The sequence below is a fragment of the Klebsiella sp. C360 genome, from assembly GCF_048822415.1.
GTDB classification, from domain to species: domain Bacteria; phylum Pseudomonadota; class Gammaproteobacteria; order Enterobacterales; family Enterobacteriaceae; genus Klebsiella; species Klebsiella quasipneumoniae.
The window spans coordinates 1-14,974 of record NZ_JBMEZZ010000020.1; the positions used below are offsets into that span (position 1 = coordinate 1).

12 protein-coding genes are annotated in these 14,974 nt (G+C 53.8%); 10 read left to right on the forward strand and 2 right to left on the reverse strand.

Features of this window, described 5'->3' with window-relative positions; genetic code table 11:
- The 10 genes from ACOI7D_RS26190 to dcuB form a co-directional block, all read left to right on the forward strand.
- On the forward strand, positions 1-73 hold a 73-nt coding region (locus ACOI7D_RS26190; RefSeq protein ID WP_001680644.1), incomplete at its 5' end, for a hypothetical protein.
- Between the two features lie 337 nt (positions 74-410).
- Complete coding sequence (secE, locus tag ACOI7D_RS26195) at positions 411-794, forward strand: preprotein translocase subunit SecE (protein WP_002883772.1); 384 nt, start codon at positions 411-413, stop codon at positions 792-794.
- 1 nt (position 795) lies between these two features.
- The gene (gene nusG / locus ACOI7D_RS26200) at positions 796-1,341 is read left to right on the forward strand and encodes a transcription termination/antitermination protein NusG (protein WP_001287521.1); all 546 of its coding nucleotides are present in this window, start codon (positions 796-798) and stop codon (positions 1,339-1,341) included.
- A gap of 156 nt (positions 1,342-1,497) precedes the next feature.
- Complete coding sequence (gene rplK, locus ACOI7D_RS26205; RefSeq protein WP_002884034.1) at positions 1,498-1,926, forward strand: 50S ribosomal protein L11; 429 nt, start codon at positions 1,498-1,500, stop codon at positions 1,924-1,926.
- Positions 1,927-1,929: 3 nt separating this feature from the next.
- Complete coding sequence (rplA, locus tag ACOI7D_RS26210; protein ID WP_002884036.1) at positions 1,930-2,634, forward strand: 50S ribosomal protein L1; 705 nt, start codon at positions 1,930-1,932, stop codon at positions 2,632-2,634.
- Positions 2,635-2,923: 289 nt separating this feature from the next.
- Positions 2,924-3,421, forward strand: a complete 498-nt coding sequence (rplJ, locus tag ACOI7D_RS26215) for a 50S ribosomal protein L10 (protein WP_001207203.1) — start codon at positions 2,924-2,926, stop codon at positions 3,419-3,421.
- Between the two features lie 66 nt (positions 3,422-3,487).
- The gene (gene rplL, locus ACOI7D_RS26220) at positions 3,488-3,853 is read left to right on the forward strand and encodes a 50S ribosomal protein L7/L12 (protein WP_002884142.1); all 366 of its coding nucleotides are present in this window, start codon (positions 3,488-3,490) and stop codon (positions 3,851-3,853) included.
- A gap of 324 nt (positions 3,854-4,177) precedes the next feature.
- Positions 4,178-8,206, forward strand: coding sequence for a DNA-directed RNA polymerase subunit beta (rpoB, locus tag ACOI7D_RS26225; RefSeq protein WP_004206758.1), 4,029 nt, complete (start codon positions 4,178-4,180; stop codon positions 8,204-8,206).
- A gap of 76 nt (positions 8,207-8,282) precedes the next feature.
- On the forward strand, positions 8,283-12,506 hold the full coding sequence (gene rpoC / locus ACOI7D_RS26230; protein WP_004206757.1) for a DNA-directed RNA polymerase subunit beta': 4,224 nt from the start codon (positions 8,283-8,285) through the stop codon (positions 12,504-12,506).
- A gap of 393 nt (positions 12,507-12,899) precedes the next feature.
- The gene (gene dcuB, locus ACOI7D_RS26235) at positions 12,900-14,240 is read left to right on the forward strand and encodes an anaerobic C4-dicarboxylate transporter DcuB (RefSeq protein ID WP_109546757.1); all 1,341 of its coding nucleotides are present in this window, start codon (positions 12,900-12,902) and stop codon (positions 14,238-14,240) included.
- Between the two features lie 43 nt (positions 14,241-14,283).
- Here the strand turns inward: dcuB and ACOI7D_RS26240 are convergent, their stop codons facing one another.
- Both ACOI7D_RS26240 and ACOI7D_RS26245 read right to left on the reverse strand, forming a co-directional pair.
- A complete protein-coding gene (locus tag ACOI7D_RS26240; protein ID WP_004206755.1) occupies positions 14,284-14,601 on the reverse strand; it encodes a PTS lactose/cellobiose transporter subunit IIA in 318 nt (105 codons plus the stop codon).
- A 3-nt stretch (positions 14,602-14,604) separates the two neighbouring features.
- The gene (locus ACOI7D_RS26245) at positions 14,605-14,910 is read right to left on the reverse strand and encodes a PTS sugar transporter subunit IIB (protein WP_002884150.1); all 306 of its coding nucleotides are present in this window, start codon (positions 14,908-14,910) and stop codon (positions 14,605-14,607) included.
- Between the last annotated feature and the right edge of the window lie 64 nt (positions 14,911-14,974).

Here is a 14,974-nt window from a genome sequence, read left to right on the forward strand (position 1 = left end):
TGGTCTGCGTTTCGCAATCCGTGAAGGCGGTCGTACCGTTGGCGCGGGCGTGGTTGCTAAAGTTCTCGGCTAATCGCTGATAACATTTGACGCAATGCGCAATAAAAGGGCATCATTTGATGCCCTTTTTGCACGCTTTCACACCAGAACCTGGCTCATCAGTGATTTTATTTGTCATAATCATTGCTGAGACAGGCTCTGAAGAGGGCGTTTATACACCAAACCATTCGAGCGGTAGTGCGACGGCAAATCAGTATCCTTCTTTGCAACAGCAGGGCAGGGGCGACAGAACCGTCAGCGTTGAAGCAATTTGAATAGTTAAGTGTATAATCCGAAACTTAATTTCGGTTTGGATCGCCTCGCCCCCGCGGGGTGAAATTGTTTGTAGAATACTTCTGACAGGTTGGTTTATGAGTGCGAATACCGAAGCTCAAGGGAGCGGGCGCGGCCTGGAAGCGATGAAGTGGATTATCGTTGCCGTGCTGCTGATCGTGGCGATCGTGGGCAACTTCCTTTATCGCGACATTATGCTGGCGGTGCGTGCGCTGGCCGTGGTTATTCTTATTGCTGCTGCCGGTGGCGTCGCGCTGTTGACGACGAAAGGTAAGGCGACCGTTGCTTTTGCTCGCGAAGCGAGAACCGAAGTTCGTAAAGTGATTTGGCCGACTCGCCAGGAAACGCTGCATACTACGCTGATTGTTGCTGCCGTGACTGCAGTAATGTCACTGATCCTGTGGGGACTGGATGGTATTCTGGTTCGCCTGGTCTCCTTTATCACTGGCCTGAGGTTCTGAGATGTCTGAAGCTCCTAAAAAGCGCTGGTACGTCGTTCAGGCGTTTTCCGGTTTTGAAGGTCGCGTAGCCACGTCGCTGCGTGAACATATCAAATTACACAACATGGAAGAGTTATTTGGCGAAGTCATGGTCCCGACCGAAGAAGTGGTTGAGATCCGTGGCGGCCAGCGTCGCAAAAGCGAACGTAAATTCTTCCCGGGCTACGTTCTGGTCCAGATGGTCATGAACGACGCAAGCTGGCACCTGGTGCGCAGCGTACCGCGCGTGATGGGCTTCATCGGCGGTACCTCTGACCGTCCGGCGCCGATCAGCGACAAAGAAGTCGACGCCATCATGAATCGTCTGCAGCAGGTTGGCGATAAGCCGCGTCCGAAAACGCTGTTTGAACCGGGTGAAATGGTTCGCGTTAACGACGGTCCGTTCGCTGACTTTAACGGCGTGGTGGAAGAAGTGGACTATGAGAAGTCCCGCCTGAAAGTTTCCGTTTCTATCTTCGGTCGTGCGACCCCGGTAGAACTGGACTTCAGCCAGGTTGAGAAGGCGTAAGCCGGCGATCAAAAAAGCAGCGATTTAATCGTTGCATAGGGCGCGAAATTGGCATACAATTTCGCGCCTTTTGTTTTTATGGGCCCGGCCCGTAAAACGATGTTTAATCACGGGGAGCTTCTCTGAAGCGTTAATACCCAATTTGAGGATTTAAGAATGGCTAAGAAAGTCCAAGCCTACGTCAAGCTGCAGGTTGCAGCTGGTATGGCGAACCCGAGCCCGCCGGTCGGCCCAGCACTGGGTCAGCAGGGCGTGAACATCATGGAATTCTGCAAAGCGTTCAACGCCAAAACTGATTCCCTGGAGAAAGGTCTGCCGATCCCGGTTGTTATCACCGTTTACGCTGACCGTTCCTTTACCTTTGTTACCAAGACTCCGCCGGCTGCTGTTCTGCTGAAGAAAGCTGCAGGCATCAAGTCTGGTTCCGGTAAGCCGAACAAAGATAAAGTGGGTAAAATCTCCCGCGCTCAGCTGCAGGAAATCGCGCAGACCAAAGCTGCCGACATGACTGGTGCCGACATTGAAGCGATGACTCGCTCCATCGAAGGTACTGCACGTTCCATGGGCCTGGTAGTGGAGGACTAAGAAATGGCTAAACTGACCAAGCGCATGCGCGTGATCCGTGAGAAAGTTGATGCAACTAAACAGTACGACATCAACGAAGCCATCGCTCTGCTGAAAGAGCTGGCCACCGCTAAATTTACCGAAAGCGTAGACGTTGCCGTTAACCTCGGCATCGACGCGCGTAAATCTGACCAGAACGTCCGTGGCGCAACTGTACTGCCGCACGGTACTGGCCGTTCCGTTCGCGTAGCCGTATTTACCCAGGGCGCAAACGCTGAAGCTGCTAAAGCTGCAGGCGCTGAGCTGGTAGGTATGGAAGATCTGGCTGAGCAGATCAAAAAAGGCGAAATGAACTTTGACGTTGTTATTGCTTCCCCGGATGCAATGCGCGTTGTTGGCCAGCTGGGTCAGGTTCTGGGTCCGCGTGGCCTGATGCCGAACCCGAAAGTGGGTACCGTAACTCCGAACGTTGCTGAAGCGGTTAAAAACGCGAAAGCAGGTCAGGTTCGTTACCGTAACGACAAAAACGGCATCATCCACACCACCATCGGTAAAGTGGACTTTGACGCTGACAAACTGAAAGAAAACCTGGAAGCTCTGCTGGTTGCGCTGAAAAAAGCAAAACCGACTCAGGCGAAAGGCGTGTACATCAAGAAAGTTAGCATCTCCACCACCATGGGTGCAGGTGTTGCAGTAGATCAGGCTGGCCTGAACGCTTCTGCAAACTAATGCCTTTACGTGGGCGGCGAATTTGTCTACAATCTTCGCCCACGTTTGCTAACGATGGTTAGCAGGTAACCGAATTGTTCGTTGGAGCCTGGCCTATCCAGGCCTCCGTCGAAGACCGCAGGTGTTTCGCAAGAAACTTAATCCCCTGCGTAGACGGTGACAGAACGCTAAGATTATTTTTGGATATTCTGGCTTGTTTCTGCTCACCGTATTTAGACGCTCTTTTCGTTGAATTGAGTGAAGTGAGTTCCAGAGCATAGGCTCTGGCAAACATCCAGGAGCAAAGCTAATGGCTTTAAATCTTCAAGACAAACAAGCGATTGTTGCTGAAGTCAGCGAAGTAGCCAAAGGCGCGCTGTCTGCAGTAGTTGCGGATTCCCGTGGCGTAACTGTAGATAAAATGACTGAACTGCGTAAAGCAGGTCGTGAAGCTGGCGTATACATGCGTGTTGTTCGTAACACCCTGCTGCGCCGCGTCGTTGAAGGTACTCAGTTCGAGTGCCTGAAAGACACGTTTGTTGGTCCGACCCTGATTGCATACTCTATGGAACACCCGGGCGCTGCTGCTCGTCTGTTCAAAGAGTTCGCGAAAGCGAATGCAAAATTTGAGGTCAAAGCCGCTGCCTTTGAAGGTGAGCTGATCCCGGCGTCGCAGATCGACCGCCTGGCAACTCTGCCGACCTACGAAGAAGCAATTGCACGCCTGATGGCAACCATGAAAGAAGCTTCGGCTGGCAAACTGGTTCGTACTCTGGCTGCTGTACGCGATGCAAAAGAAGCTGCTTAATCGCAGTTATCATTGTAAAGCATTCGCTTACGTATAAACTTATTCTGATATTCAGGAACAATTTAAATGTCTATCACTAAAGATCAAATCATTGAAGCAGTATCCGCTATGTCCGTAATGGACGTTGTTGAGCTGATCTCTGCAATGGAAGAAAAATTCGGTGTTTCCGCTGCTGCTGCTGTAGCTGTAGCTGCTGGCCCGGTTGAAGCTGCTGAAGAAAAAACTGAATTCGACGTAATTCTGAAAGCTGCTGGCGCTAACAAAGTTGCTGTTATCAAAGCAGTACGTGGCGCGACTGGCCTGGGTCTGAAAGAAGCTAAAGACCTGGTAGAATCTGCTCCGGCTGCACTGAAAGAAGGCATCAGCAAAGACGACGCTGAAGCTCTGAAAAAATCTCTGGAAGAAGCTGGCGCTGAAGTTGAAGTTAAATAAGCCAACCCTTCCGGTTGCAGCCTGAGAAATCAGGCTGAGGCTGGTGACTTTTTGGTCACCAGCCTTTTTGCGCTGTAAGGCGCCAGTAGCGTTTCACGCTGTTTGACTACTGGTTTGCCTCTCAATGCTTGTTTCTATCGACGACTTAATATACTGCGACAGGTTAGGGTTCCTGGGCTGTGTAAATCGCAATGAAATGGTTTAAGCGTGATAGCAACAGGCATTGCGGAAAGTGTTCCATTTTCCGGTCAACAAAATAGTGTTGCATAAAAAACTGCCCTCTGCGGGCAGATGGGTCGACTTGTCAGCGAGCTGAGGAACCCTATGGTTTACTCCTATACCGAGAAAAAACGTATTCGTAAGGATTTTGGTAAACGTCCACAAGTTCTGGATGTGCCATATCTCCTTTCTATCCAGCTTGACTCGTTCCAGAAGTTTATCGAGCAAGATCCTGAAGGGCAGTACGGTCTGGAAGCTGCTTTCCGTTCCGTGTTCCCGATTCAGAGCTACAGCGGTAATTCCGAGCTGCAATACGTCAGCTACCGTCTGGGCGAACCGGTTTTTGACGTTAAAGAATGTCAGATCCGTGGCGTGACTTACTCTGCACCGCTGCGCGTAAAACTGCGTCTGGTGATCTACGAGCGCGAAGCGCCGGAAGGCACCGTCAAAGACATTAAAGAACAAGAAGTCTACATGGGCGAAATCCCGCTCATGACCGACAACGGTACCTTCGTCATCAACGGTACCGAGCGTGTTATCGTTTCTCAGCTGCACCGTAGCCCGGGCGTCTTCTTTGACAGTGACAAAGGTAAGACTCACTCATCCGGTAAGGTTCTGTATAACGCACGTATCATCCCTTACCGCGGTTCCTGGCTGGACTTCGAATTCGACCCGAAAGACAACCTGTTCGTTCGTATCGACCGTCGTCGTAAGCTGCCGGCTACCATCATCCTGCGCGCGCTGAATTACACCACTGAGCAGATCCTTGACCTGTTCTTCGAAAAAGTGGTCTTTGAAATTCGCGACAACAAGCTGCAGATGGAGCTGATTCCGGAGCGTCTGCGCGGTGAAACCGCCTCCTTCGATATCGAAGCCAACGGCAAAGTGTACGTTGAGAAAGGCCGTCGCATCACGGCTCGCCATATCCGTCAGCTGGAAAAAGACGATATCAAGCATATCGAAGTGCCGGTTGAATATATCGCGGGCAAAGTGGCGGCTAAAGACTATATCGATGAAGCGACTGGCGAACTGATCTGCCCGGCGAACATGGAGCTGAGCCTGGATCTGCTGGCTAAGCTGAGCCAGTCTGGCCACAAGCGCATCGAAACGCTGTTTACCAACGATCTGGACCACGGTCCATACATCTCTGAAACGGTACGCGTCGACCCGACTAACGATCGTCTGAGCGCGCTGGTAGAAATCTACCGCATGATGCGCCCTGGCGAGCCGCCGACTCGTGAAGCCGCTGAAAGCCTGTTTGAGAACCTGTTCTTCTCCGAAGACCGCTACGATCTGTCCGCGGTTGGTCGTATGAAGTTCAACCGTTCTCTGCTGCGCGACGAAATCGAAGGTTCCGGTATCCTGAGCAAAGACGACATCATCGAAGTGATGAAGAAGCTCATCGATATCCGTAACGGTAAAGGCGAAGTGGACGATATCGACCACCTCGGCAACCGTCGTATCCGTTCCGTTGGCGAAATGGCGGAAAACCAGTTCCGCGTTGGCCTGGTACGTGTAGAACGTGCGGTGAAAGAGCGTCTGTCTCTGGGCGATCTGGATACCCTGATGCCTCAGGATATGATCAACGCCAAGCCGATTTCCGCAGCAGTGAAAGAGTTCTTTGGTTCCAGCCAGCTGTCTCAGTTTATGGACCAGAACAACCCGCTGTCTGAGATCACGCACAAACGTCGTATCTCCGCACTCGGCCCAGGCGGTCTGACCCGTGAGCGCGCAGGCTTCGAAGTTCGAGACGTACACCCGACTCACTACGGTCGCGTATGTCCAATCGAAACGCCTGAAGGTCCGAACATCGGTCTGATCAACTCCCTGTCCGTATACGCGCAGACCAACGAATATGGCTTCCTTGAGACGCCGTATCGTAAAGTGACCGACGGTGTGGTTACCGACGAAATTCACTACCTGTCTGCTATCGAAGAAGGCAACTACGTTATCGCTCAGGCGAACTCCAACCTGGATGAAAACGGCCACTTCGTAGAAGATCTGGTGACCTGCCGTAGCAAAGGCGAATCCAGCTTGTTCAGCCGCGACCAGGTTGACTACATGGACGTATCCACCCAGCAGGTGGTATCCGTCGGTGCGTCCCTGATCCCGTTCCTGGAACACGATGACGCCAACCGTGCATTGATGGGTGCGAACATGCAACGTCAGGCCGTTCCGACTCTGCGCGCTGATAAGCCGCTGGTTGGTACCGGTATGGAACGTGCTGTAGCCGTCGACTCCGGCGTTACTGCCGTTGCTAAGCGCGGCGGTACCGTTCAGTACGTGGATGCTTCCCGTATCGTTATCAAAGTTAACGAAGACGAGATGTACCCGGGCGAAGCGGGTATCGACATCTATAACCTGACCAAATACACCCGTTCTAACCAGAACACCTGCATCAACCAGATGCCTTGCGTGTCCCTGGGCGAACCTATCGAGCGCGGCGACGTGCTGGCCGACGGCCCGTCCACCGACCTCGGTGAGCTGGCGCTGGGTCAGAACATGCGCGTCGCGTTCATGCCGTGGAACGGCTACAACTTCGAAGACTCCATCCTCGTTTCCGAGCGTGTTGTCCAGGAAGACCGTTTCACCACTATCCACATTCAGGAACTGGCGTGCGTGTCCCGTGACACCAAGCTGGGGCCGGAAGAGATCACCGCTGACATCCCGAACGTGGGTGAAGCTGCGCTCTCCAAACTGGATGAGTCCGGTATCGTTTATATCGGTGCGGAAGTGACCGGCGGCGACATTCTGGTTGGTAAGGTTACGCCGAAAGGTGAAACCCAGCTGACGCCGGAAGAGAAACTGCTGCGTGCGATCTTCGGTGAGAAAGCGTCTGACGTTAAAGACTCTTCTCTGCGCGTACCGAACGGTGTCTCTGGTACCGTTATCGACGTTCAGGTCTTTACCCGTGACGGCGTAGAAAAAGACAAACGTGCGCTGGAAATCGAAGAGATGCAGCTGAAGCAGGCCAAAAAAGACCTGTCTGAAGAACTGCAGATCCTCGAAGCCGGTCTGTTCAGTCGTATCTACGCGGTGCTGGTCTCCGGTGGCGTTGAAGCTGAGAAGCTCGACAAACTGCCGCGCGATCGCTGGCTGGAACTGGGCCTGACTGACGAAGAGAAACAAAATCAGCTGGAACAACTGGCTGAGCAGTACGACGAACTGAAACACGAGTTCGAGAAAAAACTCGAAGCGAAACGCCGCAAAATCACCCAAGGCGACGATCTGGCACCGGGCGTGCTGAAGATTGTTAAGGTATACCTGGCCGTTAAACGCCGTATCCAGCCTGGTGACAAGATGGCAGGTCGTCACGGTAACAAGGGTGTTATCTCTAAGATCAACCCGATCGAAGATATGCCGCACGATGCTAACGGTACGCCGGTAGATATCGTCCTGAACCCGCTGGGCGTACCGTCTCGTATGAACATCGGTCAGATCCTGGAAACTCACCTGGGTATGGCTGCGAAAGGCATCGGCGATAAGATCAACGCCATGCTGAAACAGCAGCAGGAAGTCGCGAAACTGCGCGAGTTCATCCAGCGTGCCTACGATCTGGGCGCTGACGTTCGTCAGAAAGTTGACCTGAATACCTTCAGCGATGAAGAAGTTCTGCGTCTGGCTGAAAACCTGCGTAAAGGTATGCCGATCGCAACGCCGGTGTTCGACGGTGCGAAAGAAGCGGAAATTAAAGCGCTGCTGCAGCTGGGCGACCTGCCGACTTCCGGTCAGATCACCCTGTTCGACGGCCGCACCGGTGAGCAGTTCGAGCGTCCGGTAACCGTGGGTTACATGTACATGCTGAAACTGAACCACCTGGTCGACGACAAAATGCACGCGCGTTCCACCGGTTCTTACAGCCTGGTGACTCAGCAGCCGCTGGGTGGTAAGGCGCAGTTCGGTGGTCAGCGCTTCGGTGAGATGGAAGTGTGGGCGCTGGAAGCATACGGCGCAGCCTACACCCTGCAGGAAATGCTCACCGTTAAGTCTGATGACGTGAACGGTCGTACTAAGATGTATAAAAACATCGTGGACGGCAATCACCAGATGGAACCGGGCATGCCGGAATCCTTCAACGTACTGTTGAAAGAAATTCGCTCGCTGGGCATCAACATCGAACTGGAAGACGAGTAATTCTCGCTCAAACAGGTCACTGCTGCCGGGTTAACGCCCGGCAGCGGAATGTGCTAACTCCGACGGGAGCAAATCCGTGAAAGACTTATTAAAGTTTCTGAAAGCGCAAACTAAAACCGAAGAGTTTGATGCGATCAAAATTGCTCTGGCTTCGCCAGACATGATCCGTTCATGGTCTTTCGGTGAAGTTAAAAAGCCGGAAACCATTAACTACCGTACGTTCAAACCTGAGCGTGACGGCCTTTTCTGCGCCCGTATCTTTGGGCCGGTAAAAGACTATGAGTGCCTGTGCGGTAAGTACAAGCGCCTGAAACACCGCGGTGTGATCTGTGAGAAGTGCGGCGTTGAAGTGACCCAGACCAAAGTGCGTCGTGAGCGCATGGGCCACATCGAGCTGGCATGTCCGACTGCGCACATCTGGTTCCTGAAATCCCTGCCGTCCCGTATCGGCCTGCTGCTGGATATGCCGCTGCGCGATATCGAACGTGTACTGTACTTTGAATCCTATGTGGTTATCGAAGGTGGCATGACCAACCTCGAACGCAACCAGATTCTGACTGAAGAACAGTACCTGGACGCGCTGGAAGAGTTCGGTGACGAATTCGACGCGAAGATGGGTGCGGAAGCGATCCAGGCGCTGCTGCGCAATATGGATCTGGAGCAGGAATGCGAGCAGCTGCGTGAAGAGCTGAACGAAACCAACTCCGAAACCAAGCGTAAAAAGCTGACCAAGCGCATCAAGCTGCTGGAAGCCTTCGTACAGTCTGGCAACAAGCCGGAGTGGATGATCCTGACCGTTCTGCCGGTACTGCCGCCAGATCTGCGTCCGCTGGTTCCGCTGGATGGCGGTCGTTTCGCGACGTCTGACCTCAACGATCTGTATCGTCGCGTGATCAACCGTAACAACCGTCTGAAACGTCTGCTGGATCTGGCTGCGCCGGATATCATCGTACGCAACGAAAAACGTATGCTGCAGGAAGCGGTAGATGCCCTGCTGGACAACGGTCGTCGCGGTCGTGCGATCACCGGTTCTAACAAACGTCCTCTGAAATCTTTGGCCGATATGATCAAAGGTAAACAGGGTCGTTTCCGTCAGAACCTGCTCGGTAAGCGTGTTGACTACTCCGGTCGTTCTGTTATCACCGTAGGCCCATACCTGCGTCTGCATCAGTGCGGTCTGCCGAAGAAAATGGCGCTGGAGCTGTTCAAACCGTTCATCTACGGCAAGCTGGAACTGCGTGGCCTGGCCACCACCATCAAAGCCGCTAAGAAGATGGTTGAGCGCGAAGAAGCTGTCGTTTGGGATATCCTGGACGAAGTGATCCGCGAACACCCGGTTCTGCTGAACCGTGCGCCGACCCTGCACCGTCTGGGTATCCAGGCATTCGAACCGGTTCTGATCGAAGGTAAAGCCATCCAGCTGCACCCGCTGGTTTGTGCGGCATACAACGCCGACTTCGATGGTGACCAGATGGCTGTTCACGTACCGCTGACGCTGGAAGCCCAGCTGGAAGCGCGTGCGCTGATGATGTCTACCAACAACATCCTGTCCCCGGCGAACGGCGAACCAATCATCGTTCCGTCTCAGGACGTTGTACTGGGTCTGTACTACATGACCCGTGACAGTGTTAACGCCAAAGGCGAAGGCATGGTGCTGACTGGCCCGAAAGAAGCTGAGCGTATTTATCGCGCCGGCCTGGCCTCTCTGCATGCGCGCGTTAAAGTGCGTATCACTGAATACGAAAAAGACGACAATGGTGAGTTTGTCGCGAAAACCAGCCTGAAAGACACGACCATTGGCCGTGCCATTCTGTGGATGATCGTACCGAAAGGTCTGCCGTTCTCTATCGTGAACCAGGCGCTTGGTAAGAAAGCGATCTCCAAGATGCTGAACACCTGTTACCGTATTCTGGGCCTGAAACCGACCGTTATTTTCGCGGACCAGACGATGTACACCGGCTTTGCTTACGCAGCGCGTTCAGGTGCATCCGTTGGTATCGATGACATGGTCATCCCGGAGAAAAAATACGAAATCATCAGCGAAGCGGAAGCGGAAGTTGCTGAGATTCAGGAACAGTTCCAGTCCGGTCTGGTGACCGCGGGCGAACGCTATAACAAAGTTATCGATATCTGGGCTGCGGCGAACGATCGTGTATCCAAAGCGATGATGGACAACCTGCAAACCGAAACCGTGATTAACCGTGACGGTCAGGAAGAGCAGCAGGTTTCCTTCAACAGCATCTACATGATGGCCGACTCCGGTGCGCGTGGTTCTGCTGCACAGATTCGTCAGCTGGCCGGTATGCGTGGTCTGATGGCGAAGCCGGATGGCTCCATCATCGAAACGCCGATCACCGCGAACTTCCGTGAAGGTCTGAACGTACTCCAGTACTTCATCTCCACGCACGGTGCGCGTAAAGGTCTGGCGGATACCGCACTGAAAACAGCGAACTCCGGTTACCTGACTCGTCGTCTGGTCGACGTTGCCCAGGACCTGGTCGTCACTGAAGACGACTGCGGCACCCTGGAAGGCATCACTATGACGCCGGTTATCGAAGGTGGCGACGTTAAAGAGCCGCTGCGCGATCGCGTACTGGGTCGTGTGACGGCGGAAGACGTGCTGAAGCCGGGTACCGCGGATATTCTGGTTCCACGCAACACGCTGCTGCACGAGCACTGGTGTGACCTGCTGGAAGCGAACTCCGTTGACTCCGTCAAAGTGCGTTCCGTTGTATCCTGTGACACCGACTTTGGTGTATGTGCGCACTGCTATGGTCGTGACCTGGCGCGTGGCCACATCATCAACAAAGGTGAGGCTATCGGCGTTATCGCGGCACAGTCCATCGGTGAGCCGGGTACACAGCTGACGATGCGTACGTTCCACATCGGTGGTGCGGCATCTCGTGCGGCTGCTGAATCCAGCATCCAGGTGAAAAACAAAGGTAGCATCAAGCTCAGCAACGCGAAGTCGGTTGTGAACTCCAGCGGTAAACTGGTTATCACTTCTCGTAACACCGAGCTGAAGCTGATCGACGAATTCGGTCGTACCAAAGAGAGCTATAAAGTGCCTTACGGTGCGGTTATGGCGAAAGGCGACGGTGAGCAGGTTGCCGGCGGTGAAACCGTCGCAAACTGGGATCCGCACACCATGCCGGTTATCACCGAAGTGAGTGGTTTTATCCGCTTCACTGACATGATCGACGGCCAGACCATTACTCGTCAGACCGACGAGCTGACCGGTCTGTCTTCGCTGGTGGTTCTGGACTCTGCAGAACGTACCGCAGGTGGTAAAGATCTGCGTCCGGCGCTGAAAATCGTTGATGCTCAGGGCAACGACGTTCTGATCCCAGGTACCGATATGCCTGCTCAGTACTTCCTGCCGGGTAAAGCGATTGTTCAGCTGGAAGATGGCGTACAGATCAGCTCTGGTGACACCCTGGCGCGTATTCCGCAGGAATCCGGCGGTACCAAGGACATCACCGGTGGTCTGCCGCGCGTTGCGGACCTGTTCGAAGCACGTCGTCCGAAAGAGCCGGCTATCCTGGCTGAAATCAGCGGTATCATTTCCTTCGGTAAAGAAACCAAAGGGAAACGTCGCCTGGTTATCACCCCGGTAGACGGTAGCGAGCCGTACGAAGAGATGATTCCGAAATGGCGTCAGCTCAACGTGTTCGAAGGTGAACGTGTAGAACGTGGTGACGTAGTTTCCGACGGTCCGGAAGCACCGCACGACATTCTGCGTCTGCGTGGCGTACATGCTGTGACCCGTTACATTGTTAACGAAGTCCAGGACGTATACCGTCTGCAGGGCGTTAAGATTAACGATAAACACATCGAAGTTATCGTTCGTCAGATGCTGCGTAAAGCCACCATCGAAAGCGCAGGCAGCTCCGACTTCCTCGAAGGCGAGCAGGTGGAATACTCCCGCGTCAAGATCGCGAACCGCGAACTGGAAGCGAACGGCAAAGTGGGCGCAACGTTCTCCCGCGATCTGCTGGGTATCACCAAAGCGTCTCTGGCCACCGAGTCCTTCATCTCCGCGGCATCGTTCCAGGAGACCACTCGCGTGCTGACCGAAGCAGCCGTTGCGGGCAAACGCGACGAACTGCGCGGTCTGAAAGAGAACGTCATCGTGGGTCGTCTGATCCCGGCCGGTACCGGTTATGCGTACCACCAGGATCGTATGCGCCGTCGCGCTGCTGGCGAACTGCCGGCGGCACCGCAGGTGAGCGTGGAAGAAGCATCTGCCAACCTGGCAGAGCTGCTGAACGCAGGTCTGGGCGGTTCTGACAACGATTAATCGTTGATGCACTGCTAAAAAGCCGGTCAGGTCTCCTGACCGGCTTTTTTATTGCCTGTTCTCCGCAGTCCGTATCTTTAATTACATTTACGCCATATCCAGGATGCAATTTTTTAGCAATTAATTCATAAAAAATATCCATTAGCCTTTCACCTCAAAAACCTTTCTTTATATATGGGTAAAACTTCTACTCATATCAAAAAATAAACAATTCAAAGAGGATATATTCAAAATACCTGATGAATCATGGGATTACTGCTGCTGCTTTATCTTCGGCGCGACGGCCTGGAGAGGGATCGCTGCATCTCATGCTTCCCCCAACAAGGCGCAGAAATAATCCCGGCAGGTAGGGATCATTACTTTAGGTCTGAGCGGACAGGCTCTGGGGGCTGCATGGAATTCGCGATACAACTCATTATTATCTTAATTTGTCTGTTTTATGGTGCCCGAAAAGGCGGTATTGCGCTGGGGCTGCTGGGCGGCATCGGTTTAGTGATCCTCGTCTTTGTTTTTCATCTCCAGCCGGGTAAACCGCCGGTTGATGTGATGCTGGTGATCATTGCGGTGGTGGCCGCCTCGGCGACGCTGCAGGCGTCCGGCGGCCTGGATGTCATGCTGCAGATTGCCGAGAAGCTGCTGCGGCGAAACCCAAAATATGTCTCTATTGTGGCGCCTTTCGTCACCTGCACGCTGACTATCCTCTGCGGTACCGGTCACGTGGTGTATACCATCCTGCCGATTATCTACGATGTGGCGATTAAGAATAACATTCGCCCGGAGCGTCCGATGGCCGCCAGCTCCATTGGCGCCCAGATGGGGATCATCGCCAGCCCGGTCTCGGTGGCGGTGGTCTCGCTGGTGGCGATGCTGGGGAATTTTACCTTTAACGGTAAACATCTCGAGTTTCTCGATCTGCTGGCGATAACCATTCCTTCCACACTGCTGGGCATTTTAGCCATTGGCATCTTCAGCTGGTTCCGTGGCAAAGATCTGGATAAAGACGAAGCCTTCCAGGCGTTTATTGCGGTACCGGAGAACCGCCATTACGTCTATGGCGATACGGCGACGCTGCTGGATAGAAAGTTGCCCACCAGCAACTGGATAGCGATGTGGATTTTTCTGGCCTCCATCGCTGTGGTGGCGCTGCTCGGCGCCTTCTCTGAACTGCGTCCGACCTTTGACGGTAAACCGCTGTCGATGGTGCTGGTGATCCAGATGTTTATGCTGCTCTCCGGGGCGCTGATCATCATCATTACTAAAACCAACCCGGCATCGATTTCCAAAAATGAGGTCTTTCGTTCGGGAATGATCGCTATCGTCGCGGTGTACGGCATCGCCTGGATGGCGGAGACCATGTTTGGCGCTCACATGACCGAAATTAAAGGCGTGCTCGGGGAGATAGTCAAAGAGTATCCATGGGCCTATGCCATCGTGCTGCTGCTGGTTTCGAAGTTTGTGAACTCGCAGGCGGCAGCGCTGGCGGCGATTGTTCCGGTGGCCCTGGCCATCGGCGTCGACCCGGCCTATATCGTGGCTTCTGCGCCGGCCTGCTATGGCTACTATATTCTGCCGACCTACCCCAGCGATCTGGCGGCGATCCAGTTTGATCGCTCAGGGACCACCCATATTGGCCGCTTTGTGATTAACCACAGCTTTATCCTGCCCGGGCTCATCGGCGTTGGCGTCTCCTGCGTTTTTGGCTGGGTATTCGCTGCGATGTACGGCTTTCTGTAAGCGGGGACGGGCGCCGGCAGCGACGCCCGTTCAATTCGAGAGATTATTGCGCGAGGGGCAGGCGACGGTATAGTTCAATCATATCGGTCGCCAGATCCTGAATGACCATGGCGTTCATCAGATGGTCCTGAGAATGCACGGTGATCAGGTTGACCGGTAGCTTACCGCTGCCTTCATCCAGGCCGATAAGCTGGGTCTGAATTTTATGCGCATGTTTGACGAACTCATGGGACTCGGCCATGGCCTGCTCCGCTGCGGCAAAATCGCCTTTCCGCGCCAGCTGTAGCGCCGTCAGCGCCGCGCTGCGCGCAGAACCCGCGTTAACCAGCAGCTCCATGATGATCGTTTCTAAATCTTCCATCGATTACTCCAGCATCTTAAGGGCTTTATCCAGAACGGCATCACCTTTCATCATGCCGTAGTCCATCATATCGATCACGGCGACCTTTTTGCCGAACGGGTCGGCCAGCGCCTGCAGCTTCGCCTGCTCATATTTCACCTGCGGGCCGAGCAGAATAATGTCGGCGGCGGCCAGATTATCTTTAAACTCGGCGACCGGTACGGCCTTGATTGAGACCTCAACACCTTTCTTCTGCGCGGCATCTTGCATACGCTGAACCAGCATGCTGGTAGACATACCGGCGGCACAGCACAAAACGATATTCTTCATAGTCAGTGGCCCTTGTGTTCCGTGATGTCTTATGTTTATCGCGGCCCTGGCGATGCGACAACCG